This window comes from Arthrobacter sp. 147(2020) (genome assembly GCF_013116715.1).
Taxonomy (GTDB): domain Bacteria; phylum Actinomycetota; class Actinomycetes; order Actinomycetales; family Micrococcaceae; genus Arthrobacter_D.
On record NZ_JABFOM010000003.1, the window covers coordinates 63338 to 88553 of the forward strand.

Here is a 25216-nt window from a genome sequence, read left to right on the forward strand (position 1 = left end):
CAACCGCAGTAGTTCATCAGGAAGTGGCTTGCCCATGGCTCACGATGCCGCACCCGAACCATCAGGAACCCCCGCACGATCCAGGGAGCCGATGGCGCTTGACCACACCGACCGATTGATCCTGCGCGAGTTGGTGGCTGATGCGCGGGTTACCAACGCCCAGCTGGCCGAGCGCATCGGGGTCGCACCCTCGACCGCCCTCTTGAGGACCAGGCAGCTGGTGGAACGTGGGATCATCAGCGGCTACCACGCCCAGCTCGACTTTGCATCGGTCGGCCGGGCGGTGCAGGCGATGGTGTCGGTACAGCTCAAGGGCCACAACCGGGAGGAGATCGACCGGTTCACCGCCCGGGTCCCTCTACTGCCCGAGGTGGTGTCCACTTTCCATGTGGCGGGATCGGTGGATTACCTGCTGCATCTGGCGGTCCCCAGCACCGAGGTCCTCAGGGACTGGGTACTCGATCATTTGACGACGGATCCGGTGGTAGGCCATACCGAGACAACGCTGGTGTTCAACCATCTGCCCGGTAACTCTGGAGTGCTCCCTGGCTCCAGCTGACGAGGAACCTCCGCAGCCATGGGCAGACCTAGGGCAGCAGTCCTGAGTGGTGCCGTGCCGAGAGATCCCGACGGCGCTCATCGTGGGCCACCACCGCTTCGCTGTGACGGGCATGGTTGACGGCCATCCGCTCTCCCGTGGAGATCAAGCGGTGGCCGACGCGGATCAAGAGGGCTTCGAAGCCTGTGGGTCGGATTGAGGGCGCAGAGGTAACAAAAGTGGTGGTCATGGCTACATCTTTCTGATTCTTCGTTGCGGATCAGGAGGGGTTATCCCGTTGCACGGGGGTGTCGAACTGCCCCTGCAGGATCGGGAACGCGTTGAAGTGCATTTGCACGGCGCGGGCGTTCGGATCGGTGGTGCCGCTGACGCGGTATTTTTCGAGCAGCGCCCTGGCATGGCCGAGCATCTCCTCGGTGACTTCGGCGAGTTGTTCGGCTGTCAGGCGGGCGTTCATGGTGGCGATGACTGACCCGTTGAACCAGTTCTCCGGAAGAAACTCGTACCCCTGCTCCATGAAGTCCTGCAGGAGGACGGCTCGGTGGTGTTCGATTTCCCGGTTCACAATCTTCGAGGCGTGCAAAGCCGCTGGATCGGCGGCTAGATCCTTGGAGAAGAGGGTGAGTGCCCCCGGGGGCCGTTCCCACCACCGCTCCCGGGCGGACCCCCGTCCCTCGACCTCCCGAACCAGCGAATGCTTGGCGAGCTGGCGTAGGTGATAGCTGGTGGCACCGCTGGATTCCCCGAGACTGGCTGCGAGCGAACTCGCTGTCTGCGGACCGAGTTGCGACAACTGTTCCAGGAGCTGGATTCTCAGCGGATGGGACAGTGCTTTGAGCCCGGCCAGATCAAGGGTGCGGTCATCTGAACGGTCCGTTGGCTCATCGCGAAGATTCATACTTCAATGATAAAAGTACAAAGGTTTCTTTGCAAGCATTTCTTTGCAAATAAATCTTTGCGTATTTAGAGGGCACGCCGGTGCGATCAGTCCACCAGCCGTGACTTGAGCGATCGGCGGAGGCTACCGGCAGCCAGCAGGACACTGGCGAGCGCTATCACTGCCGCGAATCCCGTGACTGAGCGATCCAGTCCCCACAGATGCACAGCAGCACCCAATCCCACCACCGGGGCGGCGCTGCCCAGATAGGTCAACACATAGAGGGTGCTGATGATCTGGGAATGCTGGGACGGCTCGACCTTCAGTGCGACCTCGTTGAAGACAGTGCGGAACGCGATTCCCTGGCCGGCACCAGCCAGGAGGCAGGCCAGCACCAGTAGGATGACGCTGTCCAGCATCCCTGCAACCGGAATCAGTGCCACGCCAAGACCCAGGGCGGTCAGGCCGATGGTGACGACATGCCTACCCCGCACCCGCATCAACTGGCTGAGCGCCGACGATCCGAGAACCAGGGCTGCGAGGAGGCCGATCAGGGGGCGGTAGTCAGTACCGGCCAGTGAGGCGAAGTAGGTCGGGGCAAGGCTGAGAGTGAAGCCGAAGACCGCAAAGCTCAGAAACCCTACGGCCGATGCATTCCAGAAGGCACGCCCGGCGGCACGCGAGACAACGGGCCGCCGGGGCCTGAGTGCCTTGAAAGGGGAGGTAGTGTCGGCGGCACGGATTGCCGGCCGGGCCTTCAAGGTCAGCAGGGGCAGGAGCAAACCAACAAGAACCAGTGAGTACAGCGCGAAGGGCGTCCGGGTGGGATCCGGCAAGAGGGACAGCAGCCCGCCGATGACCGGGCCGGCCGCAACCCCTCCTGCCGACGCCAGGAGTGTGAATCGAGAGGCCCAGTCGGGCCGGTGTGGCAGGAGATCGCGCAGTGCCGCGGAACTGGCCCCTGTCGCGAGAGCGACAGATGCTCCCTGGAGGCAGCGACCAAGCACCAGCATGGGCAACGATGATGCCGCGCCAAATACTCCGGCACCGGCAAACCCGATGACAATGGCCAGGACGAGCGCGGCACGCCTGCCGACGTGATCCGACCAGTGCCCCACCATCAGCAGGCCCACTACCAGCGTCACCACATAGGCGGAGAAGGCAACGGTGACCTCGAAGGAAGTAATACCCAGCTCCGCCTGCAACAGCGGATACAGCGGCGTCGCCAGATTGGCACCAATGAGCAGGGTGGAAATAACCACGGCAGCGAGGACCAGTCTGGCCCTTACCGACGCATCCCAGGCCCAGCGCGCCCTCTCCGGCGGCTTCATCCGCAGCTCGCTCAGCACGCTCACGACTTCTCCATACGGTAGAACACAACAGCAGATATCCCCCTTATTCTCCGGGCTGGAGGAGTATTGGGAACATATCTGTCGTTAGACTTGATCGAAATCATCAGTTTTGAGCTATCCAACTGACTGGAAGTGCACGTCGTGAGCAAATTGGACCTTGTCGATATCCGTCTTCTCCTGGAGCTGGTCCGAGACCCCCGAGCCCAGATCGGTGAGCTGAGCGACCATCTTGGGGTGGCACGCAACACCGCGCAATCGCGGATTCGGCGGCTGCTCCGGTCCGGCACCCTGCGCGCCAGTGGGCGAGAGCTTGATCTGGAGGCCCTCAGCTACGACGTCGCGGCATTCGTGACTATCGAGGTATCGCACCGCGAGCTGGACGGAGTGATCTCGGGCCTACGCCGTCTCCACCAGGTACTGGAGGTCCACGAGATCTCCGGTCGGGGGGATGTCTGGTGCCGTGTGACGGCCAAGGACACCCATCACCTCCAGTCGGCCCTCCGGTCGATTCTGAGGATCAAGGGCGTCATTCGCACTGAAACGGTCCTCGCCCTTCACGAACACATTCCCTACCGGACCGAACCACTGTTGCGGACCCTCGCCGACGAACAATGATCTGACGGACTCTCATGTGCATCTCATCTTTTGTCGGGATACTTAACCCATGATGTCTTCGGAGCTCCATACCTGGGTGGTGGGTGTGGCGTGCGCGGGCGGAGTTGTTGTAGCGGCGATCGGGATTGTCGGGTCGTTGGCCGATCCCGTGCCTGCTGACCTGGGGTCCTCGTTCACGGAAACCGTGACTCAGACGCCGGGATCCACCCCGTCCACCCCAGGATCCGCACCGTCCACCCCGCTACCCACGCCGCCGCCCGAAACACCCTCCCCGGATCCCACTACCGAGCCGACCGGGCAACCGGTCGAGGTGGTGCCTCCCCCAGCGCCGATCCCGGGAGACACTGATGACAACTCCGGCCCTGGCGGGGGCGGCGGCGACGACGGTGACTTTGAAGACAACGACGACGACTTTGGAGACGACGACACCCACTTTGGGGACGACGACAGCGACTTTGGGGACGATGGGGATGATTAGGCCGCAGGGCAGCCCCACCACCGAAGTACTGCGTTCCACCCACTCCAGCAGGCCGGACGGTGCGCCCCACACCCGGCCAACCCGCTCCCCTCCCAGGCCTGCGGCTATACCGCAGGTGAATCCCGCCGTCGCGAATCCACCCCGGCCAGCTGATGAACCAGCTCCGGGTCCCGCAGGGAAGCGGCGGTCGACCTGGCGGCGGCTGTCCACCGCGTTGCGTGGGAACTGGACCGTCCGGACCCGGGTGCTCGGGGCTGTTCTCGCGCTGTCAGCGTTGGGGCTGCTGGTTGCCGGATCAGCGGCCTATGCGCTGCAGCGCAGCGACATCAACTCGGACATGGACAACTCGCTGGAACGACACTTTTTGGAGTTCGAGTCTCTCCTCGACACGGGTATTGACCCGACAACCCGTGAGGACTTTACCGAAGCCCAGGAACTGATTTTCGTTGCCATGCAACGCACCCTCCCGGCGCCCAACGAGGGAATGCTGGGCATGCGCGATGGCGAGGCTGTCCTGCTAGCCAATCCGGCGGTGCAACTGCGCCTGGAGGAAGATGCGGAGCTGGTCGAATACGTGGCCACGCAAGCCGACCCCAGCCGGGTCAGCATTTCGAGTATCGCCACGGCCGAGACCACCTATCGTGCGCTGGTTGTCCCAGTGCAACTGGCCGCCGACAGCAGCCCTACCCAGTACGTGCTCGCCTACGACGCTCGCGCCGAACATGGACAGCTCAACCAGACCTTTGCCGCGTTCGCCCTGATCAGCTTCGGGACACTGGTCTTCATCGGTGTGGTCGGCTGGCTGCTGGTGGGCAATCTCCTTGCGCCGATCCGTCTGCTGCGGGACACCGCCCAACACATTGGGGACTCCGACCTCTCCGAGCGGATCCCGGTCTCCGGGAATGACGACCTGTCGGACCTCACCCGCACTGTCAACGCGATGCTTGAACGGCTGGAGGGATCCTTCACCTCCCAACGCCAACTGCTCGACGACGTCGGGCATGAACTGCGCACACCCATCACCATTGTGCAGGGGCACCTTGAGCTTCAGGATTCGGCGGACCCTGCCGATGTCACCGCCGTGCGTGGCATTGCCCTCGACGAACTGGACCGGATGCGGCTCCTCGTTGATGATTTGGTGACCCTCGCCGGAATCACCCGGCCCGGGTTTGTGCGGCCCGAAACGGTCGACGTGGGCCGTCTGACCGATGATGTGCTGGACAAGTCACGTCCCCTCGGTTCCCGGCGCTGGACCATTGACGCTCGGGCAGAGGCCTCGTGCTTGCTGGATCCCCGCCGGATCACCCAGGCCTGGCTGCAACTGGTGGTCAATGCCGTCAAGTTCTCCGACGACGGCTCGACCATCGCGGTGGGCTCCCGCCTGGACCCCGGGGGCTTGCTGCTGTGGGTCCGCGACGAAGGTATTGGGGTGCCCGGCGAGGACCAGGCGCGCATCTTCGACAGGTTCGCCCGCGGCGCTCATGGGCGCCGCACAGAAGGCTCAGGCCTTGGCCTGACCATTGTCAATGCGATCGTCAGCGCCCACGGGGGTAGGGTTCACCTGGCCTCAGCTCTCGGTCGAGGGTCAACATTCACCATGGTGCTGCCGCTCGAGGAGCGCGCAGCTGACACATCAGAGGAAGTACAAGATTGAGCCAGATCCTAATCGTCGAGGACGAGGACCGCATCAGTTCCTTTGTCGCCAAGGGACTGCGGTCTGCAGGGTACGTCCCGACCGTCGCCGACAATGGGAGGGACGGGTATCATCTGGCCCAGACCGGTGACTTTGAGCTGATCGTGCTTGACCTCGGGTTGCCCGACCAGGATGGGTTCACTGTTCTGCGACGCCTACGGGAGTCCAGGAACACGACGCCCGTCATCATCCTGTCCGCCAGAAGTTCCATCGACGATACGGTGGCCGGCCTGGAGGGTGGGGCTGACGACTACATGGCCAAGCCATTCCGGTTCGAGGAGCTCCTGGCCCGCGTCCGGCTCCGGCTCCGACAGGACACCCCCACCGCCGACAGCTCGGTCCTGACCCACCAGAATCTGCAGCTCGACCTGAGAACACGCCGGGCGGCGGTTAACGGCAAGGAAGTGGATTTGTCGGCCCGCGAATTCGCGCTGGCCGAGGCTTTTCTGAGAAATCCCGGCCAGGTGCTGAGCCGCGAACAACTCCTCTCCCGGGTGTGGGGCTACGATTTCGACCCGGGCTCCAATGTGGTGGATGTCTACGTGCGCTATCTGCGCAACAAGCTCGGAGCCGGCCGGTTCACTACCGTCCGCGGCATGGGGTACAGGCTCTCTTCTGACGAGCCCTGAACGTCTGTCGGGAGCGGCGATGGCACCCGACACGAGGGGTGCCACCGCCGCCAAACCTCCGGCGCCGCTCTCGAAAGGGCCGGAGGGGTGGGAATCCGGAATGCTGGGGGGACACTCCGGAATCCCGGCCTGAGGTGTTGGATCGGTCCCTGGACGGAACCAACACCCGAATCTGTCAGCCGCCGCTGGCGGCGCTCGGTGCGGACACCGCGCTGGGTACCGAATAGCCGGAGTCCACTGGCCCAACCGGTGACGGGACGGGCGCTGGCGCCGGGACCACCACTGGAGCGGGGGCTGGCGCCGGAGCTGGTGCAGGCGCTGGCGCGGGTTCGAGGGTGGGTGCCGGTGCGGCGGGTGTCACCGCGGAGGGAGCACTTGCCGCGGTCGGCGCTATGGGCTCCTCGCTCCGGGGCTCAGGGGTTGGCGATGGGCTGCGGGTATCAGCCGAACCGCCGTCGTCACCGACCTGGTCCCCGTTGAGGGTGGAGTCGTTGCCTGAGCCGTCGGGACTGTCCGCTCCGCCCCCGGTGCTGCCTCCGTCAGTGCCGGTGGCACCGTTATCGCTGGACCTGTTGATGCTCGAGCCCAGATCCCGGGGGTCGTGGGTGCTGTCGGCAACGGCGACGCCCAGACCCAGTGCCATCACACTCAGAGAGCCGGTGGCGATCCAGATGTTTCGCTTGTGCACGGTGGGTTCCTTTCCCGATCAGCGGTGTGGGCTATGAGTTCAACTGTGCACGGCGAATGTGAGACAAAGAGGAACCGAAGATGAGAGACCTCTCATCTTCGGTTAGCTGCGGCGGGCCAGCGCAGCGTCGGCCAACGACTCAGCGATCGCCAGCCGCCTGAGCGCATCAGCGTGCCAGGCGTCAGGGCTTGCAGGCGATGCCCGGTGCTTTGCCCCTGCCACCAGTGTCAGGGCGACGCCGGCCGCGCGTCCACGGAGCGCAGAGGGGTCGACAACGTGGTCAAATGCCGCCAGGAACCGGTCCAGCGCTGCCGGGACGTGAATGTAGCGGCTGTCCAGGGACGGCAGGACCGCCAGATGGCCGATGAAACAGGCGAGGTCGTCCACCAGGTGGCCGGGACCGAGTGCGTCAACATCGAGGAGTCCTGAGATGCTCTCGCCCGTGACCAGCAGGTTCGCTTCATAGAAATCGCCGTGGGAGGGAACCTTCGGACCGGCGTCGACCGTCGAGACGAGATGATGCACCTTGTTCGTCAGCGCTGTGATCCGCGCCTGCTCCTCTGGTAGGACGGCTGCTGCTCCCATGGCGTAGTCGCGCACGCGCGCAGCCCACGCCGGGCGCTCCGGTAACCTCATCGACTCAGGCGGGAGATTCTGCAGCAGGTTGATCAGAGCGTGTGGTTGGATCGACCGTGCCCCGTCGCGCATCAACCGTTCGGCAAGAGGCGTCCCAGGAGCTCGATGCATGGCCAGCACGTCCGGGGCTGGCACCTCGATCAGTTCGGGGGCTGGAATCCCGGCGCTGGTGAGCAGGCGGTGGCGTTCGGCGAGGCGGCCTGCCTGCCCGTGACGCAACACCTTGAGGTACCGGCGTTCCCCGAGATGATCGGCGGTCAGCACTGCCCGCCGGAGCGGTCGATAGCTGACGGTCGCCAGTTCCGGCAGCACAACCGCGCTCCTTCTGTCCGGCAAAGGTTCAAAGAGGGCTGCGCCCACCTTCGCCGCATCACAGGCCCAGGCCAGACCCGGCAGCAGCGGGTCATGTGGATGACGCCACACGGTCAAGGCCAGGCCGTCGGCACCTGTCAGCTGGACGGTACCCTCCGCGGGCGCCGTCAGGGCCGCCGTGCTGATGCACAGGAATTCGGTGGTGACCTGGTCATCACCGGCTACGACGTCCACCTGATAGATACCGGTGGCGCCCGCACCGGGGCGGTGATGCACCTGGACGAGCGACCAGGTGGACGGACGCCAGCCCAGCGTTTGAAGTGCGAGCCGCAAGGGTTCGGCCGCGCCGTCCCCTTCCAGCAGGCGCAGCTGGGCGGTTTCCCCTCCCGGCTCAGGCGTTGAGGGGTTAGGCCCGGCGACGCTGCAGGACGTCATCCAGGTTCAACCTGCCGGTCGGCGGTGCTGTGGTGGCGTTGTCGGCTGTTGTCTGCTCGGTGTTCTCGACGACTGGCGGGACAGCACCCTGTTTCAGGCTGGTCCTGGCCTGGGCTTTGGGCGCATCGGGAAGCTCAAGCGGAGCCGGTGCTTGCCGCTCGGCCTTGGCAGCCGCAACGTACATGGGTTTGGGTACCTCAACCGGCTCCCAGGTGTCGCCGCCCGCGTGGGCTGCGGGGGTGGATCCGCCGGAGACTGCCGGGTCGAGGGGAGCACCCTCCTCGCCCGCTGTACCTGAATCCGCACCTGTGGCTACTGCAAGAGCCGCCTGACGCAGCTCGGTAGCGGTCAGGGGCGCCGCTGCGGCTGGCCGATGCTCCTCGGCCACTGAGTTTTCTCCAGTGAGGCTGCGGGAGGTTTCGGCGTCGAACAGACTGGTCTCCCGGCGGGGAGCATGGAGAGCAAGTGGTGCGGGCTGGGTTGTCGCGGCGGGCGCGTACATTGCCTCGGCGAAGGCCGCATTGACCCGACGGCGGCGGTCCCGGACCGCCAGCACCCGGAGGCCAGCCACTGCAAGCAGGAAGAGGACGAACGCGGCCGGGGGTAACAGTGCGGGAACAACGGCGAGGATGGCCAGGGGAAGACAAACAATTGCCGCGAGCAGTGCCAGCGCGCCGGTCGCGGCAATCGCGGTGCGGGCGGGTCGGATCACGAACCGTTGCTGGCTCGATGCGGATCGCGGGGACGACCCTGCAGGCCGTGGCGTGGCGGCGTCGTTAGTGTGACCTGACATTTCCATGATGCTCCCCTGAGAGACGTTGCTCTCGGCTGTTGCGGGTGGGATAAGGGCTGACGTTTCGGCCGTTTCGACCAGCAGGGCTGGCCTGCGGATACGCAGTACGTAGGGGGCAACCCAGATCAGCCAGAGACCAACGATCGCGACAAGCACCACCGAGCTGTTCATAGAGAAGTCCACGTCTAAAACGGTAGGTCGTACACCCTCGTCACGAGTGTATTGACGGCGGTGTGTCGCCTCCGGGTTGGCGAATGCCCCGACCCGGTTGGCGCTGCGCCTGCCAGCGGGCCAGCAGCCCGCCGGGTACCTCATCCTGGGTGAGGGCGAAGCTGCGATGGTCCGCCCACTCCCCTGCGATGTGAAGGTAGCTCTTGCGGAGTCCCTCGTCCCGGAAACCGAGTTTCTCTACGACCCGCAGGCTGGCTGCGTTCTCGGGACGGATATTGATCTCCATCCGGTGCAAACCGAGACGGTCGAAGCAGTAGTCGGTCACCAACGCGACGGCGGTGGGCGCAATACCCTGCCCCGCACGGTCACGATCCACCCAGTACCCAAGCGTCGCCGTCATCGCCGAACCCCAGACGATCGTTGACACCGTCAGCTGACCGACAATCGCAGGGTCCCGGAGGTGCCCGGTGCGCTCGGTAATCAGGAAGGGCAGGCCGGTAGCCGCCCGCGCCTGCTTCCGCAGCGATCGGACCATCTCGGGGTAGCTGGGCAGGTATCCACCCGGCGCGGGGTTGGATGCCTCCCAGGGCGCCAGCCATTCGGCGTTTCGCTCCCGAACAGCTGACCACTCCTTCCGATCACGCAGGCGAACCGGCCTCAGGATGAGCGTGTCAGTTTCAAGGGTCACCGGCCAGGCGAACTGCCCGCTCACGGTACCGTGCTAGCCGTTCAGGTTTTGGGTGAAGCTCTTCAACCAGTCCTGCAGGTCCGGTCCGAGGTCCTCACGCTCTGAGGCCAGGGTCACGACTGCCTTGATGTAGCTGAGCTTGTCACCAGTGTCGTAGCGACGTCCGCGGAAGACGACGCCGTACACGCCCGACCCTTCGCCCTCTGCTGACGCGAGCGTCTGGAGGGCGTCCGTAAGCTGGATTTCGCCGCCCCGGCCCGGACCGGTGGTTTCCAGCACATCAAAGACCCGGGGGTGCAGGACGTAACGTCCGATGACGGCAAGGTTGGAGGGTGCCTCGTCGATCGGCGGCTTCTCCACCAGTTCGCTGACCCTGACATAGTCTTCACCGTCGATGGCGGAGATATCCGCGCAGCCGTAGGCGCTGATCTGATCCGGATCGACTTCGATCAGCGCGATGACCGACCCTCCGGTCTTTTCCTGTACCTCGATCATTGTCTTCAGGAGGACGTCACGCTCGTCGATGAGATCGTCACCGAGGAGAACAGCAAACGGCTCGTTCCCGACGTGGAGCTTGGCGCGGAGGACGGCATGGCCGAGTCCCTTTGGATCCCCCTGGCGCAGATAGTGGATGTCACCCAGCTCGGAAGGGCGGCGAACTGCCGCCAGCTTCTCGAGGTCGCCCTTCGCTTCGAGGGTCTGCTCAATGAAGGGCACCCGGTCAAAGTGGTCCTCGAGCGAACGCTTGTTTCGACCGGTAATCATCAGAATGTCGGTCATTCCGGCGTTGACAGCCTCTTCGACCACGTACTGGATCGCAGGCTTATCCACTACGGGAAGCATTTCCTTGGGCATCGCCTTTGTGGCGGGGAGAAACCGCGTGCCAAGTCCCGCTGCGGGGATGACAGCCTTATTCACTCGTGAGGTCATGACACCACCCTACATAACGTCAGTGACCTTTCTATGCAAGCCCACTGTTGACCGGAATCGTCGGATCGCTGTGGCGGACCCGTGGGACTCGGTAAAGTGTGCTGGTATGGGTCCTCTTTCATCGGCGACCGGCAAGGATGTTGCCCGGCAGCACTTCCGGGCGGCCCGGCTGGCGATGTCCGCGGAGCAGCGGTTGGCAGCCGCCGTCGGACTCCGGGACCAGGTCCTGGACTGGCTTCCGTTGGGTTCCACCCGCCCTCGCCTGGTCGCCGCCTACCTGTCAGTGGACCCAGAGCCAGGAACCCGTGAACTCCTGACATCGCTGACCGCGCGTGGCTACCAGGTGGTGGTGCCGATCTGCGAGCCCGCTTACCAACTCAGCTGGTGCAGTTGGTCGGCGGAGGTCGAACTGCGGCGCAGCCCCCGCGCCCCGGTGCTGGAGCCGGTGGGGGCACGCCGGCATTTCAGCGACCTGCTCGCTGGGGAGCGCGCAGTGGCCCTCGTGCTGGTTCCGGGACTCGCGGTGGACCACAACGGTGGCAGGCTCGGCCAGGGGGGTGGCTACTACGATCGGTTTCTCGCACAACTGCGGGCAGTCGATCCGAACGTACCGACCCTCGCCTACGTATATGACCACGAGCTGTTGCCGGCCGGCTCGCTGGCCACTACTCCACTGGATATGCCGCTGGCCGGTACCTTCACACCGTCGGCCTATCACCCTCTCAACACCCGTCGCGACGCCGGATAGGCGACCGCCACTTCGACGCAAACTGCCCATCGGGCAGTGTAGACTTAGCACTCGGACCCCTAGAGTGCCAGCCGAACCGGGTTGGGGATCTAGACCCAGGAATCACGCTCGCCCAGGAGGATTTGCTTTGCCAACCTACGCATACGCTTGCAAAGACTGCGACCATGCCTTCGACATCCATCAGGCCTTTTCTGATAGTTCACTCACTGTGTGCCCCGAATGTGAGGGGTCGCTGAGGAAGAAGTTCAACAGCGTCGGAGTGGTGTTCAAGGGATCGGGTTTCTACCGTAACGACTCCCGTGACAGCAAGAAGTCAGTCGACCCGGGGACCAGCAGCACCAGCCCGTCATCGGGCAGCACCTCCGAGCAGTCCACCACGGGGTCCGGCTCAGCCACGGGCTCCCCGGGCAAGGATGCCTCGACGACAGTGAAAAAGCCTTCGGAGAGCCCCAAGACGACTGCCGCCGCGAGCTAGTCTCCGCCAGCACGCCTTACCCGTCCTCCACACAGCCCTCGCTGTAGGACTTGCCCACATTCCGGGTCCACCCTTCCCGCTGGGTGCGGGGCTTCCGTAGCGTTGGTGAATGGTCAACGGCAAAAGCCCCCGGAGACGTACCGGGTTCACCCTGGGAGCCCGACGATTTGCCTTCCGCCATCGCCGGTTTCTCGCCGCAGTACTGTTCTGCCTTGCCGCGGCAGTGACCGTCGAGGCCATCATCCCGCCGGAACAATCACTGTCCCGGGTAGTTGCGGCCGCCGAGGATCTCCCAGTGGGTACCGTCCTCGCCCCTGCCCACCTCACCACTGTCGACCTGCCGCCGGAAGCGATTCCGCTCCAGTCGTTTACAGACAGCGCGGCCGTGATCGGGGAACAACTGGCCACTCCCCTGCATCGGGGCTCCGTCCTGGCCGAGACCTTTCTGGTGGGCACCGGGCTGCTTACCGGTTCCCCGCCGGGGTCCGTCGCGGTCCCCTTGCGCCCCGCCGATGAAACCACTGTGCAACTGCTCTCCCCCGGGCAGCATGTGGATGTGGTCCTGAGCACCGGGAATGGCTTCGAGATCCCGGCCACTACCAGCGTCCTCGTCCGGGGCGCACCCGTGCTTTGGACATCAGGTTCGTCAGCCGCCGGATCCGCGCCGGGATGGCCCGGCACCACGGATACCGAGGGACTGGTGGTGGTAGCTGCAGATCCGTCCGACGCCGCCACCCTTGCCGGAGCATCGAGCTCAGGGAGCGTTCACCTGGTGCTTACGAGCGCCCCACCGCCAGCGAAGTAAGCGGAACTGCCTCAGTCCCAGTGCGGAGGGCGCTGGTCCTTCAGCCAATCCCCGTGCGAATCCTCGGAGTCACCCCAGGACCTGCCCTCGTCTTCGGCAGCATGCTTCGGGAGAAGATCCCCGGGGGATGTCGCGCCCGTGGCGCCAGGCATAACGCTGGCCGGAGCACCGTCGTCGGAGGTGGCCTTTGACTGCCTCTTGACCTGCATCCGGGCGTCCTCAACAATTGCTTCGCTCGTTCGACCGAGCCGGGAAGCGGGACCGGACACCGGACGGCGCCCGCCTTCCGGCACGGCGGGGAGTCCAAGATAGTTGCTCACCAGATCTGCGCATCCATTCGGGTCGGTGAAAACTTCGATGGTCCACAGCGGCATGTACCGCCACCCCATCCGCTCGAGCAGCTGCGGGCGGAGCCTGCTGCGTTCCCTGACGGTCATGGTCCGGTACCGCTCCGTGCCATCCGATTCGATTGCCATCGGTGGAATCTGGGCGCCCTGGGCCTGGTCCGCAGAAGTGGCCACGGCGTGGGAACTCCCCGTCGCTACGATATCGAGGACCCCGTCGTAGTGGTCGAGGACGTGGGCGCCACGTTCGCGGAGCCGGCTCACCAGGTCAGCGACCAGCGGATCCGGGTTCGGCGCCTTCTCCGACGACTCCTCGCCGGGTGCTGCCTTGGCGGTCGGTTCGCCCAGTTCGCGTTCGAGCAGCCCATAAAAATCGAGGGCACCGTGCTCGAGCCGATCGGGATCGAGGTCAGTGGGGAGGAAACAGGTCACCACGTGCAGCCGGTGACGTGCCCGGGTCATTGCGGTAACGAAGCGTCCCCGGCCGTCGGGACCGGAAAGCTGGCCGAAGTTGTGGAGGGCCCTACCGTGCGGGGTCCTGCCGAATCCCAAGGAGAAGATCACGCAGTCGCGCGTGATGCCGGCTGCCCGCTCGACCGGGACCACCCGGAAGGATTCCCGTCCGGGGGCAAAGAAGTCGGCAGACCAAGGGAGATCGGCCATCCGCTGTCGGATAGCTTGCCCAATCCGCCCGGCATGGCGGGCGCTGGCCGTGACAACGGCCAGCGAGCTGCTGGGCCGGAGGCGGATGTGCTCAAACACCAGCTCGGCGACGCGGCCCACCTCGGCGTCGACACTCTCCACGCCAGCCTGGTCGGCGCTGGGCATGCCCGTGCCGTCCGGCAGATACTCCACTGTGAGCGCGCGACCGGCCCCAGTTATCTCGGAGCCGTGGGGCAGACGTGAAAGCCTGCCCTCGTAGAAGGTGTCACTGAGAAAGCTGGTCAGCGCCTTGTCGACGCACCGATACACCACGCTGAGGTCGACCGTCGGGAAAATGGTCGCGAGGGCCGAGAAGGCACTCGTCAGCTGGTCGGCTTCAGGCGTCGCACCGGCGGTAGAGCCGACGCTGAAACCCTGGGGCCCGCCCAGGCGGTCGTCACCGAAGGCGATGACCTGGCGGGCGCGTGCAATCGCCGGGATGGCCGACTGCAGGGAGATCGACTCGGCGTCGAGGATGATCACGGCGTCGAAGGTCTTACCTGCTGGCAGGACCATGGGCAGCATCAGGGGGCTCGCGGCCCAGACAGGCATGAGCGCGGTCACCAGCTCATCGTTCTGGGCGCTCAGTCCCGGAAGGTCGAGGGTGCCGGTGCGCAGCAGGTCACGCAGCTTCTCCGATTCGGCGGGCTGGGAGGCGACGGCTGACCGCCACCGTTCCGCGAGGGCAAACCGGAGCCTGCCTGGTCCGGAGGCGATGTGCGCGTTGTCAGCCAGGCGGTAGTCGGCCTCCAACCGCCGGAGGCTGCCGCCGTCGGACATGGCCAGATAGTCGTCGCCGCTGATCATGGCGTCCAGGGCGGACTGCCACCAGGCGAGTTCCAGCTCGGAGCCTACCTGTTCCGGACCTACCTCGCGGTGTGCCAGGTCGTCGAGAAGGTCGCCCAATCCGTGCTCACGCATCTCATCGAGCAGGAGGGTGCGTTCCGGGAGGGTCGCGAGCGTCTCCTCGTCCTTCGCGAGCCCGGCCAGCCGGTAACTGAGGCCGTCCAGCGGCATGTCTGCCAGGTCAATGTGGCCAGGCGTGGTGGCGAGCACGCGGTTGAGCTCGTCCAGCTGCAGACTGATCTTCTGGTGGAAGCTGTTGATCTCGGCGAGTCCGGTGGGCACGGCCGGGTGCCGTTCAGTGGTTGCGTACCGGGTCCAGAGGGTGCGCTGCTGCTGCACCTCTAGCAGCGATGCGTGGAGGTCAGCGATGTGGACACCGGGACGCACGTATTCCTTGGCAACCCTGCGGAGCCGTGAGCGGGTCATCGAGCTCATCTCGATGGCCCGTTCCCGGCGCCACGACGAGGGCGCTGTTGCCGAAATGAGGTCGGTGACAGGCCGGTCGAAGATGTCCGGGGTGAACTTGTCCAGGCTTCCGCGGACAGCCGCGAGAAGCTGCAGCTGCTCGCCCCATTCGGTGAAGGAACCACCCAGCCGGATCTGCGAATAGTCAGCGACGCGCAGCACCTTTTCCCGCAGCAGTGGGATATCCCGCGCCAGTTCAACGGCTAGCTCGTGGGCGCGCTCGGTTTCCTTCCGGTTCAGCAGTTTGGCCCCGTACCACGGGCTGTCGACGGCTGACGCGCTGAAGCTGCCGAGCTCGGCAGCCCGGCGAAGGCGCTCGGTGAGTTCGGCGCGGTCAGGGATGCTATCCATCACGCTGCGGAGCAGCCGGACGGTGGTGGCGGGGGCCGGGTCCAGCGCTGTCAGTTCGGCGAGCGACTGCATCGCCTGGTAGGGCGAGCAGCCCCACCGGCTGCGGACGTTGTGCAGTGACTTGACGTGATCCTGCAGCTGATGCCGGTTTTCCACCAGGGTCTGATGCAGGCCGTCCAGCTCGGGCTGGGTAGCCTTCTCGTTCCTCACGATGGCGCGAATCAGCTGATCCTTCAGCTGCTGTTCATTGATGTTGGCGTTCAGCTGCAGCACCAGGGACCCCAGGTTGAGGGTGTCGAGCTCCTCCACCAGTTCGTTGAGGGTTCCGCGGCGTTCAGCAACCACCAGTACGCTCTTGCCCTGCTCGGTGAGACCTGCGATCGCGTTCAACGCCGTTTGGGTCTGTCCTGATCCCGGCGGCGAGGAAACCACCAGCGAGTGCCCTTGGCCGATCTGGTCCAGAACATCCTGCTGCGTTGAGTCTGCGTCCCGGATGAGCACTTCTTCAGCGGGGTGGCGTTCGTCAACCGGTGTGACCTGGCCGGTGAGGTCGGCGGGCGCGGACGACGACGGCGCCGTCTGTCCGTCGCGTGCTGCCTCCATCAGGGCGGCCAGGACCGGGTGCTCGGGCCGAATGGCGGCGTCGTCGGCAAGGTCTCCGAGATCCGCGAACGTGGACACAAGGAGATGATGTTCGATCGCCATTCCACGGACGCCCTCGGTGACGGCGCGGAGGCGGTCGAGCACGGGCAGCGGATCGAAGCGGGCCGTGCCGTAGGCAAGCCGTGCGATGGCTTCGGCGTCGAGTGGGATGCCCTGGACACCACGCAGGTGCCTGACCAGCGCCGGGTTGAGCCGGGCGTGCTCGGTCAGTTGCAGTTCGTAGTCGTCCTGGGAGGCGTGAACCGTCAGTGAAACAGCCGTCAACATCACGGGGGCGGTCAACGGTTCAGTCCTGCCGTCGTCGTCGACACTGCGCCAGGCAGCGGTGCCCGCCGCCAGATATCCGACGTCGATGCCGCGTTCGGTGCCCAGCTCGTAGATCTTCGCGCGCAGCACCTGCGCCGTCTTCATCGCCGCGGCATACTGGGCGGGGTCACGCAGGAGCGTGGACAGACGGGTACGACGACCAGCGAGCAGCTGAGCCAGACCGGAGGGGTGTGCGTGGGTGAGATCAATGCTGTTCGCCGACGCAGGCGAAAAGTGCAGCAGGGTGTCCGTCCCGGCGTGTGCACCGAGCTCTTGGAGCCACGGCAGCAGAAAAGTCCCAGCGGAGTCCCCTGGTTCCTGCACTGACACGGCGGTCTCCTTTTCTACAATTATCTTCGACGGTCTGGACCAGAGGGGCATGTCTTCCAAGCTATCCGACTAGGGCGCTGCGGCGGGGCCGCAACACCGGGGGCGGGCAAATACCCGTTCCCGGGTGGGACGGGCTACTCCCATTCGATGGTGCCGGGCGGCTTGCTGGTGATATCCAGTACCACCCGGTTGACGCCCTCGACCTCGTTGGTGATGCGGTTCGAGATGCGGGCCAGCAGGTCGTAGGGCAGCCTGGACCAGTCTGCGGTCATCGCGTCCTCGCTGGATACCGGACGCAGGACAATCGGATGGCCGTAGGTGCGGCCGTCCCCCTGGACGCCGACGCTGCGGACGTCGGCGAGGAGGACCACCGGCATCTGCCACACCTCGTTGTCCAGTCCCGCGGCGGTGAGCTCCGCGCGGGCAATTGCGTCGGCACGGCGGAGCAGGTCCAGCCGTTCCTGGGTGACGTCGCCGACTATCCTGATCCCCAGCCCGGGGCCGGGGAACGGCTGACGACCAACAATTTCGGCGGGCAGGCCCAGCTGGGCTCCGACCGCCCGGACCTCATCCTTGAACAGCGCCCTGAGAGGTTCGACCAGTTCAAACTGCAGGTCCTCGGGGAGGCCTCCCACGTTGTGGTGGCTCTTGATGTTCGCCGCACCCTCACCGCCACCGGATTCGACGACGTCGGGGTAAAGGGTGCCCTGCACGAGGAACCGGATTTTCTCGCCGTGTGCCTGCGCCTGGGCAATGATCGCCCGCTCGGCTTCCTCGAAGGCGCGAATGAATTCACGCCCGATGATCTTGCGCTTCGTTTCCGGGTCGCTGACGCCGGCAAGGGCATCCAGGAAGCGCTTCTGCTCGTTGGCTACGTAGAGGTTGACCCCGGTGGCGGCGACGAAGTCCCGTTCCACCTGCTCGGCTTCCCCTTCGCGGAGCAGCCCGTGGTCGACGAAAACGCAGGTCAACTGGTCTCCGACCGCCCGTTGCACCAGGGCCGCAGCGACCGCCGAATCCACTCCGCCGGAGAGTCCGCAGATCACGCGGGCGTCTCCCACCTGCTCGCGGATGCGTTCCACCTGTTCCTCAACGATGTTGCCGGTGGTCCAGTTCGCGTCCAGGCGGGCACCCTTGAAGAGGAAGTTCTCAAGCACCTGCTGCCCATGATCCGAGTGCTTCACCTCGGGGTGCCACTGCACGCCATAAAGGCGCCGGGACTCGTCGGCAAACGCGGCAACCGGCGCGCCTGCGGTACTTGCGAGCACCTCGAAGCCCTCGGGTGCGGCCTGCACACTGTCGCCGTGGCTCATCCAGGCGTTCTGGTGCTCCGGGACTCCGTCCAACAGCGATCCGGTGCTGGACGTCGCGGCGACGTCGGTTGACCCGTATTCGCGGAGGCCGGTCTTGGCGACGGTTCCGCCGAGCGCCGAAGCCATCGCCTGGAAGCCGTAGCAGATCCCCAGGACGGGAACCCCGGCGGTGAACAGTTCGGGGTCAACCCGGGGCGCTCCCTCAGCGTAGACGCTTGAGGGTCCACCGGAGAGGATGATCGCTACCGGATTCTTTGCCAGCAGGTCGGCAGTGTTCAGGGTGTGGGGAACCACCTCGGAGTACACATCCGCGTCGCGGACCCGCCGGGCGATCAGCTGGGCATACTGCGCGCCGTAGTCCACCACCAGCACCGGCCGGTGGCCTGTTTCGCTGGTCTCCTCTGCGGAGTCTGGGGTGGAGTCGGCATGGCCTGAAATTCCGGGTCCGGATGCGGGAATAGTCACGCGTCAACAATAGTCGCCACGGGCACCCGATCGCACATCACTACGCCCTGATGCCCGCTAGTACCGGGAGGCTGCTTCGGGGTGTGCTGCCAGCTCCTGCTCCACCTGCCGGTGGATCCGGCGCTCAACGATGAACGACAGCAGCGGCACCACGCCGCCCAGAGCCATCACGATGAACTGCTTGAACGGCCACCGCATCATCTGCCAGAGCCGGAAGTCGGCGATCAGGTAGACCACGTACATCCAGCCGTGGACGATCAGGACCGTGGTGGAGAAGTTGAATCCTCCGGCAGTCTCGGACGAGTTCTTGTCCGTCAGGGAAAAGAGACCCTCAGGTCCGCCGATCATGATGTGTGATCCCATCCCGTAGGCTGCGATCATTTCCACGACGACCAGCATGAGCATGATGCCGGTGGCGTAGGCGAGCACCTTGTAGAAGGTCAGCGCCGAAAGGATCTGTGCATGGGTACCGCCGAACCGCCGCTTGGGTTTCCGGGCGGCACCGGAGGTGCCGCTTCCTGTTGCCGGTCCGTTCACGTTGGGTGTACTCACTGTCGTGCCTCACTCGTCGTTGGGCCCTGCGCTGCGGGGTCAGGGTGTCCCGTGCTGCCGTCGTTGCTGTCGTCGTCGTTCGTGTTGCCCGCCTCTGCGGCGCTGTCCTCGGCCTCCTCGAGGGTCCTTCGGTAGTCGTCGGCGACCAGCCGCCACCAGAGGAAGAAGGCGAACCCGGCGAAGACGAACCATTCCACCGCGTAGAAAATATTCAGCCAGTTGAGCGGTGTCTCTTGCGGCTGCGGCCCGACCGTCACGACCTCCAGCGGAGCCTCAGGGGCCCAATCCAGGCCGCCCACCTCTGTGGCGGTAGACACCACGAAACCGGCGTAGATGGGCCGGTCCCAGCGGTTGGTGAGCTCGGCGGTGGCGAGAGTGGGGATCTGGCCGGCGACCGGCCGTTCGGCGACCGGGCCTTCGGCGGGCAGCAGCCTCCCCACCACCGACGCGGAGCCTACGGGTTCGGGTACCTCGGCGGCGGCCTGCGCGTCCGGGATCCAGCCGTGCACCACGGGGATCACCGGCGGACCGGCCGGGTCATCAACTGCGCCCTCGGGGACGCCATCGACGGCGAAGGCCGAGATCAGCCAGAAGCCCTGCCGGTCTCCCTGCAGGCGGTCCTGCACCAGCACGGTGGTGTCCGGCAGGAATTCCCCGTCCATAGTGACCATCTGGTCGGCGACAGGCGCGGTCATGGGGACGCCGGGACTGAAGCCGTCAGTCAGTGCACGCTCCCTCTCCGTGGTGCTTTCCGGCGGCGGAGCGTCACCGGTCGAGCTGGAGAACTGCCACTGGCTGAGGAGTACAAAGACCGCCGCAATCACCATGGCAAGGATCAGCGACAGGATCCAGCGGGGTTTCAGGGCGGTTTTGAGCACATGTTAACGGTACTTCGTCATCGTGTAGAAAACCGAATGCCCGCCCGGCGACCTGTATCACGACACACACCACAAGTGATTGGGAAATGTCTATCACTTAGCCGTACTGCGGGCTAGGATGGTTGATCGTGCGCTCTTATCCCTACCCCGATCCCGGAACACCGGATCTCCGCTCCCCTTCCCGCTACCTGCTCTGGCTGGCATCGAAGCAGAAAGCCACCCTCCTCGCGGGGGTGGTGTTCGGCACTGTCTGGATGGTCGCCCAGGCGGTGATGCCCTTCGTACTGGGCCGGGCCATCGACGAGGGGATCGTTGCGGGCGAGTTCGACCGGCTCCTGCTGTGGGTAGGGGTCCTGATCGGGCTGACCGTGCTTCAGGCCGTTGCTGGCACCCTGGAGCACCGGACCGCGATCAGTGGATGGTTGCAGGCGGCTTTCCACTCCATCCGGTTGATCGGGTACAAGATCACCCGCACCGGAGATGCGTTGCCGCGGAAGCTTTCGACCGGGGAGGTAGTGTCCACTGCCGCCTCGGATGCCACCCGGCTCGGCGAAATCTACGCAGTATCGGCCAGGCTGGCCGGGTCAGTCATGGCCTGGCTGGTGGTGTGCGTGCTGATCTCCCAGACGTCGCTGCTTCTCGGAATCATCGTCCTCGTCGGCGTCCCGGCCTGCTGTGGACTGCTGCTGTTCGTGGTCCGCCCCCTCCAGGCCCGGCAGCGTGAGCAGCGTGAGGCGTCAGGCAAAATGACTGCCGTTGGCGCCGACACCGTCGCGGGACTCCGGGTCCTCAGGGGCATCGGCGGGGAACACATCTTCGTCAACCGCTACCGGGAACGCTCGGTGAAAACCCGGGATTCGGGTATCCGGGTCGCGTATTCGCTCGCCGATCTTGAAGCCTCCCAGGTGTTCATTGCCGGCGCCTTCAGCGTCCTTTTCACCTGGGTCGGGGCAAACCTGGCACTGTCAGGAGACATCGAACCCGGGCAGCTGGTTGCACTCTACGGTTACTCGATCTTCCTGATGACCCCGATCCGCGCCGCAGCTGACAGCGTGGCCCGGTTCATCAGGGCGCATGTCGGCGCGCGGAAGATTATTGCCGTGCTCAGCGTCGATCCCGACGTCGCCGACCAGGCAGCCACGCTGCCGGCCCCGCCACCCGGGTCCCTGCTGCGCGATGCCCGGACCGGAATCGTCATCCAGCCGGGCCGGATCACCGCCGTGGTCTCGGTTGACACCGCAGCCTCAGCCGACCTGGCAACACGATTGGGGCGCTTCGAGGATGAGGTACTCGAGACGGCTGAAGTCCGTTGGGGAACGGCATCCCTGCAGCACATCGCCCTCCGCGATATCCGGCAGCGCATCGTGGTCAGCGAGGCGAACCCCCAGCTCTTCACGGGCTCCCTGCGGTCCCAGCTGGATCCCCGGTCCCGGCACAGCGATTCGGGAATTCTTGCGGCGCTTGACGCCTCCAGCGCCCTGGACATTCTCGACGGCGTCGACGACGGCCTGGATCATGAGGTCACCGAGCGTGGGCGGAGCTTTTCCGGCGGCCAGCGGCAGCGCCTCGTGCTTGCCCGCGCCCTCCTGACCGAGGCGGAGACCCTGGTCCTCATTGAACCGACCAGCGCTGTGGACGCGCACACGGAGTCCCGTATCGCCGCGCGCCTGAAGGGGATGCGGGGCGGTGTCGACCAGACCACCGTGGTGGTGACCGCCAGTCCTCTCATGCTCGGTGTGATGGACCACGTCGTGTATCTCGAGGACGGCCAGGTGGCCGCCGAGGGAACCCATCAGGAACTGTTGTCGTCCCAGCCCGCCTACCGAAATGTGGTCATCCGAAGTGAGTGAAACAGCAGCTGGCACCGACACCTCCGGGAAGCTTCCGGTCGCCGAGCCGGCCCAGGTCCGTGCCGAGGCAGCGCGGCTGATTAGGCACCACCGCGGCGGGCTCTCCCGCGTCGTCGCCCTCTACGTGGGGTCTGCGATCGCCGGCCTGGTGGGACCGGTGCTGCTCGGCCGCGTCGTGGATGCGGTGGTGGAGGGAACCACCTCGAACTACATCGCCACCATCTCCCTGATTATGCTGGCCTTCCTGATTGCGCAGTCGCTGCTGCGTCGCCTGGCGGTACGCGCCGGCATGGTCTTCGGCGAGACCGTGTTCGCCGAACTCCGGGAGGACTTCATGGAGCAGGTCACTTCCCTGCCGCTGTCGACGGTGGAGAAGGCGGGGACGGGCGACCTGGTCTCCCGCACCACCAACGATGTCGACGCCGTGTCCCACACCGTGCGTTTCGGCGTCCCACAGGTGGTGGTCTCGATTGTCACCATTCTCCTCACCATCGGCGCGGCGGTGATCACGTCACCGGTACTTGCGCTGGCACTGCTGGTGGGAGTCCCGGTGTTGTACCCGGTGACCCGGTGGTACCTGAAACGGAGTTCGGCCGGCTACCAGAAGGAACGGGAAACCTACGCCGTCGTCAACGGGTCAATCACCGAGACCATCGAGGGCGCGCGCACTGTTGACGCACTGGGACTGGGAGCGCTGCGCCGCGAGCGGATCGACTCAGCCCTCACGGGCAGTTACCGCGCCGAGCGGTACACCCTCTGGCTGCGCACAGTGCTTTTCCCCGCCGCCGATTTCGCATTCTGGCTGCCGGTGGCCGGCGTGCTGCTCTGGGGCGGCTGGCTGGCCTCCCTGGACGTGGTCACGCCCGGGGTCGTGGCAACGGTTGCCCTGTTCGCTGTGCGGCTGATCGACCCGGTCGACCTGCTCATCATGTGGACAGACGAGATCCAGGTGGGCGCCGCTTCGCTGGCACGTATCGTCGGCATCAAGGAGGTGCAGCCTGACCGGCACGCTACCGACCACGAGCCCCTGAACGAGGACATCCTCGTCTCCAAGGCAAGGTACGCGTACCGCCCGGGGCACGATGTGCTCCACGGCGTGGACCTGGAACTGCGCCGCGGTGAACGGCTCGCAATGGTCGGACCCTCCGGAGCGGGCAAGTCCACACTGGGCCGGCTCATCGCCGGCATCCACCCCCCGACCGCGGGTACGGTCACCGTGGGCGATGTGCCGCTGGTTGACCGCCCGCTGAACGCCCTCCGGCGAGAGGTTGCCCTGGTCACCCAGGAGCACCACGTCTTCGTGGGATCGTTGGCCGACAATATCCGGCTCGGCAAGGACGACGCGACGGAAGCTGAACTGGTTCAGGCGCTGGACGACGTCGGCGCCCTCGGCTGGGCCCTCGGGCTCCCGGAAGGGCTCCAGACGGAGGTCGGCTCGGGCGCTCACGAGCTCACTCCCGCCCAGGCCCAGGAGCTGGCACTCGCGCGGCTGGTACTCGCTGATCCCCACACCCTGGTGCTCGATGAGGCAACGTCCCTTATTGACCCGCAGGCAGCCCGCGACCTGGAACGCTCCCTCAACGCCGTGCTGGAGGGACGCACGGTGATCGCCATTGCCCATCGGTTGCATACAGCTCACGACGCCGACCGGGTGGCAGTGGTGGAGGGCGGGAACATCACCGAACTGGGCTCCCACGACGAGCTCCTGGCACTGGACGGCTCCTACGCTGCCCTATGGAAGTCCTGGCGCTCCGAGTAGCTCGCCAAGCCCGCAAGGCTGCCCAAAGTTTGTAAATCCAGTCTTGACGTTTAGAAACTGTAAATCTAGGGTTTACACATGACTTTACGTTGGCGTTCCCGCCTGCTTCCCCTCACCTGCCTTGTCGCAGTTGTCGCAATTGTTGCGGCCTCGGCGCCGCGTCTTCCCGGCGCCGAGCCGCACACCAGCGGGGATCCCGCGCTGGCACGGATCGTTGAGCTGCACCGGCCGGCGGGGACCAACCGGATAGCTACGGCAGTGGTGGGTCCGGATGGGAGTACCTTCGCGGGCTTTGGCGCGGATCCGGCTGACGAATTCGAGATTGGTTCCATCAGCAAGGTCCTCAACGGAATGCTGTTGGCCGACGCTGTCGACCGGGAGGAGGTTACCCTCGACACCCCGGTGGGCGACCTTCTGGATGTCAAGGGTTCACCCGTCCCCGAGGTGACGCTCAGGGAACTGGCGACGCATACCTCTGGCCTCCCGCGGCTACCGGCTGACCTCGGGTTCACGCTCAGGGCTATCCTGACCAACTACACGGCCGGCAACCCCTATACGGATTCCCCCGCCGTCCTGCTGGAGCGGGCCCGGAACGCCGGAGTTGATCCTGCCGGCACGTTCGAGTACTCAAACTTCGGCGCCGCCCTCCTGGGGCAGGCGCTCGCGGCGCAGGCAGGACTCAGCTACCCGGAGTTGCTCAGAGAGCGGATCACCGACCCCCTCGGGATGAAGGACACCTATGTGCCAGCGGAACCCGAGGAGCTACGGCCTCAGGCAGTCCAGGGCTATGCGACGACAGGGAAGGCCGCCCAGCCGTGGACAATGGGCGGCATGGCTCCTGCCGGGGGCGTCCGCTCGACCAGTGCCGACCTCGCTTTGCTGGCCGGCGCGCTCCTCGACGGGACGGCTCCGGGCTCCCGGTCCCTGGACCCGGTCGACTCCGCCGAGGACACACCGATGGGGCTGGCCTGGTTCATCGGCACTCCCTCGGATCCGGAGGCTGACGCATACCGCTGGCACAACGGGCAGACCGGTGGCTTCGCGGGCATGCTGATTCTCGACCTGGACTCCGACCGGGCGTCAATCGTGCTCAGCAACATGTCCGGCCCGGTGGATGAACTGGGTGCGGCACTGATGACGGGAGGGGCGCAGTGATAGATCTCCTCCTCCTGTGGTTCCCTCCGGCAATCGTCCTCTGGATCACCGGTTCCTACGTATACTCGGTCGTGGTCAGGGGCCGCAGCGAATCGGCGGTCGCCCTGGCAACCCATTCCCTGGCCGCAACCGGCTGGCTGGTCTTCGGCGCCCTTCTGACCCGTTTCACTGTCGTCCCGCCCGCGCTCTGGTATCTCGCCGCAGCCTTCGTCCTGGCGGGCACGATCATGCTTGCGGTGCGATGGGAGTCCCTGCGGGACCGGACGGCCGCCGTGGGCCGCCGGGACTGGACCACCCTCGCCCTCACCATGGTCGGCACCACCGCGGTGCTGGCCGTTCGCCTAACATAGCTA

General features: G+C 65.5%; 24 protein-coding genes. 12 read left to right on the plus strand and 12 right to left on the minus strand.

Annotated elements, in window-relative coordinates; all coding sequences use genetic code 11:
- Positions 1-91: 91 nt before the first annotated feature.
- Positions 92-559 carry an Lrp/AsnC family transcriptional regulator gene (locus HMI58_RS03760; RefSeq protein WP_171618274.1) on the plus strand — a complete coding sequence of 156 codons (468 nt, stop codon included), beginning with the start codon at positions 92-94 and terminating at the stop codon, positions 557-559.
- Between the two features lie 28 nt (positions 560-587).
- Here HMI58_RS03760 and HMI58_RS03765 read toward each other — a convergent pair whose 3' ends face one another.
- The 3 genes from HMI58_RS03765 to HMI58_RS03775 form a co-directional block, all read right to left on the minus strand.
- Complete coding sequence (locus HMI58_RS03765) at positions 588-788, minus strand: hypothetical protein (RefSeq protein WP_171583988.1); 201 nt, start codon at positions 786-788, stop codon at positions 588-590.
- A gap of 30 nt (positions 789-818) precedes the next feature.
- Entirely contained in the window at positions 819-1457 is a 639-nt protein-coding gene (locus tag HMI58_RS03770) for a helix-turn-helix domain-containing protein (protein WP_171618206.1), read from the minus strand.
- 86 nt (positions 1458-1543) lie between these two features.
- Positions 1544-2791, minus strand: a complete 1248-nt coding sequence (locus tag HMI58_RS03775) for an MFS transporter (RefSeq protein ID WP_171618207.1) — start codon at positions 2789-2791, stop codon at positions 1544-1546.
- Between the two features lie 138 nt (positions 2792-2929).
- Between HMI58_RS03775 and HMI58_RS03780 the strand changes: the two genes are divergently transcribed.
- The 4 genes from HMI58_RS03780 to HMI58_RS03795 are packed head-to-tail and all read left to right on the plus strand — an operon-like array spanning position 2930 to position 6203.
- Entirely contained in the window at positions 2930-3403 is a 474-nt protein-coding gene (locus tag HMI58_RS03780; protein ID WP_171583985.1) for an Lrp/AsnC family transcriptional regulator, read from the plus strand.
- A gap of 49 nt (positions 3404-3452) precedes the next feature.
- Entirely contained in the window at positions 3453-3881 is a 429-nt protein-coding gene (locus HMI58_RS03785) for a hypothetical protein (RefSeq protein WP_171618208.1), read from the plus strand.
- Complete coding sequence (locus tag HMI58_RS03790; protein ID WP_171618209.1) at positions 3874-5535, plus strand: HAMP domain-containing sensor histidine kinase; 1662 nt, start codon at positions 3874-3876, stop codon at positions 5533-5535. The genes HMI58_RS03785 and HMI58_RS03790 overlap by 8 nt, the downstream gene beginning before the upstream one ends.
- Positions 5532-6203, plus strand: a complete 672-nt coding sequence (locus HMI58_RS03795; protein WP_171583982.1) for a response regulator transcription factor — start codon at positions 5532-5534, stop codon at positions 6201-6203. The genes HMI58_RS03790 and HMI58_RS03795 overlap by 4 nt, the downstream gene beginning before the upstream one ends.
- A gap of 175 nt (positions 6204-6378) precedes the next feature.
- Here HMI58_RS03795 and HMI58_RS03800 read toward each other — a convergent pair whose 3' ends face one another.
- The 5 genes from HMI58_RS03800 to galU all read right to left on the minus strand — a co-directional run bounded on the left by HMI58_RS03800 (position 6379) and on the right by galU (position 10856).
- Positions 6379-6891: a hypothetical protein gene (locus HMI58_RS03800; RefSeq protein WP_171618168.1), complete on the minus strand. Its 513-nt coding sequence runs from the start codon at positions 6889-6891 to the stop codon at positions 6379-6381.
- A 102-nt stretch (positions 6892-6993) separates the two neighbouring features.
- Positions 6994-8274, minus strand: a complete 1281-nt coding sequence (locus HMI58_RS03805) for a phosphotransferase (RefSeq protein ID WP_205207869.1) — start codon at positions 8272-8274, stop codon at positions 6994-6996.
- The gene (locus tag HMI58_RS03810) at positions 8246-9250 is read right to left on the minus strand and encodes a hypothetical protein (RefSeq protein WP_171618210.1); all 1005 of its coding nucleotides are present in this window, start codon (positions 9248-9250) and stop codon (positions 8246-8248) included. Before HMI58_RS03810 ends, HMI58_RS03805 begins: the two co-directional genes overlap by 29 nt.
- 28 nt (positions 9251-9278) lie before the next feature.
- On the minus strand, positions 9279-9950 hold the full coding sequence (locus HMI58_RS03815) for a GNAT family protein (RefSeq protein ID WP_171618211.1): 672 nt from the start codon (positions 9948-9950) through the stop codon (positions 9279-9281).
- Between the two features lie 9 nt (positions 9951-9959).
- Positions 9960-10856 (minus strand): UTP--glucose-1-phosphate uridylyltransferase GalU, encoded by an 897-nt coding sequence (galU, locus tag HMI58_RS03820; RefSeq protein ID WP_171583979.1) that lies wholly within the window; start codon positions 10854-10856, stop codon positions 9960-9962.
- A gap of 106 nt (positions 10857-10962) precedes the next feature.
- Here galU and HMI58_RS03825 point away from each other — a divergent pair, with 106 nt between their 5' ends.
- From HMI58_RS03825 to cpaB, 3 genes are all read left to right on the plus strand, one after another.
- Positions 10963-11604 carry a 5-formyltetrahydrofolate cyclo-ligase gene (locus HMI58_RS03825; RefSeq protein ID WP_171618212.1) on the plus strand — a complete coding sequence of 214 codons (642 nt, stop codon included), beginning with the start codon at positions 10963-10965 and terminating at the stop codon, positions 11602-11604.
- A 127-nt stretch (positions 11605-11731) separates the two neighbouring features.
- Positions 11732-12079 carry an FmdB family zinc ribbon protein gene (locus HMI58_RS03830; protein ID WP_171583977.1) on the plus strand — a complete coding sequence of 116 codons (348 nt, stop codon included), beginning with the start codon at positions 11732-11734 and terminating at the stop codon, positions 12077-12079.
- Between the two features lie 109 nt (positions 12080-12188).
- The gene (gene cpaB / locus HMI58_RS03835) at positions 12189-12884 is read left to right on the plus strand and encodes a Flp pilus assembly protein CpaB (RefSeq protein WP_171618213.1); all 696 of its coding nucleotides are present in this window, start codon (positions 12189-12191) and stop codon (positions 12882-12884) included.
- An 11-nt stretch (positions 12885-12895) separates the two neighbouring features.
- On the opposite strand, the gene HMI58_RS03840 is transcribed toward cpaB, so the two are convergent.
- From HMI58_RS03840 to HMI58_RS03855, 4 genes are all read right to left on the minus strand, one after another.
- Positions 12896-16942, minus strand: a complete 4047-nt coding sequence (locus HMI58_RS03840; protein ID WP_171618214.1) for a DUF4011 domain-containing protein — start codon at positions 16940-16942, stop codon at positions 12896-12898.
- An 83-nt stretch (positions 16943-17025) separates the two neighbouring features.
- The gene (guaA, locus tag HMI58_RS03845) at positions 17026-18576 is read right to left on the minus strand and encodes a glutamine-hydrolyzing GMP synthase (RefSeq protein WP_171618276.1); all 1551 of its coding nucleotides are present in this window, start codon (positions 18574-18576) and stop codon (positions 17026-17028) included.
- A 150-nt stretch (positions 18577-18726) separates the two neighbouring features.
- Entirely contained in the window at positions 18727-19221 is a 495-nt protein-coding gene (locus tag HMI58_RS03850) for a DUF3817 domain-containing protein (RefSeq protein ID WP_171583974.1), read from the minus strand.
- Complete coding sequence (locus tag HMI58_RS03855) at positions 19218-20099, minus strand: SURF1 family cytochrome oxidase biogenesis protein (RefSeq protein WP_171618215.1); 882 nt, start codon at positions 20097-20099, stop codon at positions 19218-19220. Before HMI58_RS03855 ends, HMI58_RS03850 begins: the two co-directional genes overlap by 4 nt.
- Positions 20100-20227: 128 nt before the next feature.
- Here HMI58_RS03855 and HMI58_RS03860 point away from each other — a divergent pair, with 128 nt between their 5' ends.
- The 4 genes from HMI58_RS03860 (at position 20228) to HMI58_RS03875 (ending at position 25213) form a co-directional block, all read left to right on the plus strand.
- Positions 20228-21949 (plus strand): ABC transporter ATP-binding protein, encoded by a 1722-nt coding sequence (locus tag HMI58_RS03860; protein ID WP_171583972.1) that lies wholly within the window; start codon positions 20228-20230, stop codon positions 21947-21949.
- Positions 21927-23708, plus strand: coding sequence for an ABC transporter ATP-binding protein (locus HMI58_RS03865; protein ID WP_171583971.1), 1782 nt, complete (start codon positions 21927-21929; stop codon positions 23706-23708). Before HMI58_RS03860 ends, HMI58_RS03865 begins: the two co-directional genes overlap by 23 nt.
- A gap of 78 nt (positions 23709-23786) precedes the next feature.
- Positions 23787-24863, plus strand: coding sequence for a serine hydrolase domain-containing protein (locus tag HMI58_RS03870; RefSeq protein ID WP_171618216.1), 1077 nt, complete (start codon positions 23787-23789; stop codon positions 24861-24863).
- A complete protein-coding gene (locus HMI58_RS03875; protein ID WP_171618217.1) occupies positions 24860-25213 on the plus strand; it encodes a hypothetical protein in 354 nt (117 codons plus the stop codon). Before HMI58_RS03870 ends, HMI58_RS03875 begins: the two co-directional genes overlap by 4 nt.
- Positions 25214-25216 lie beyond the last annotated feature (3 nt).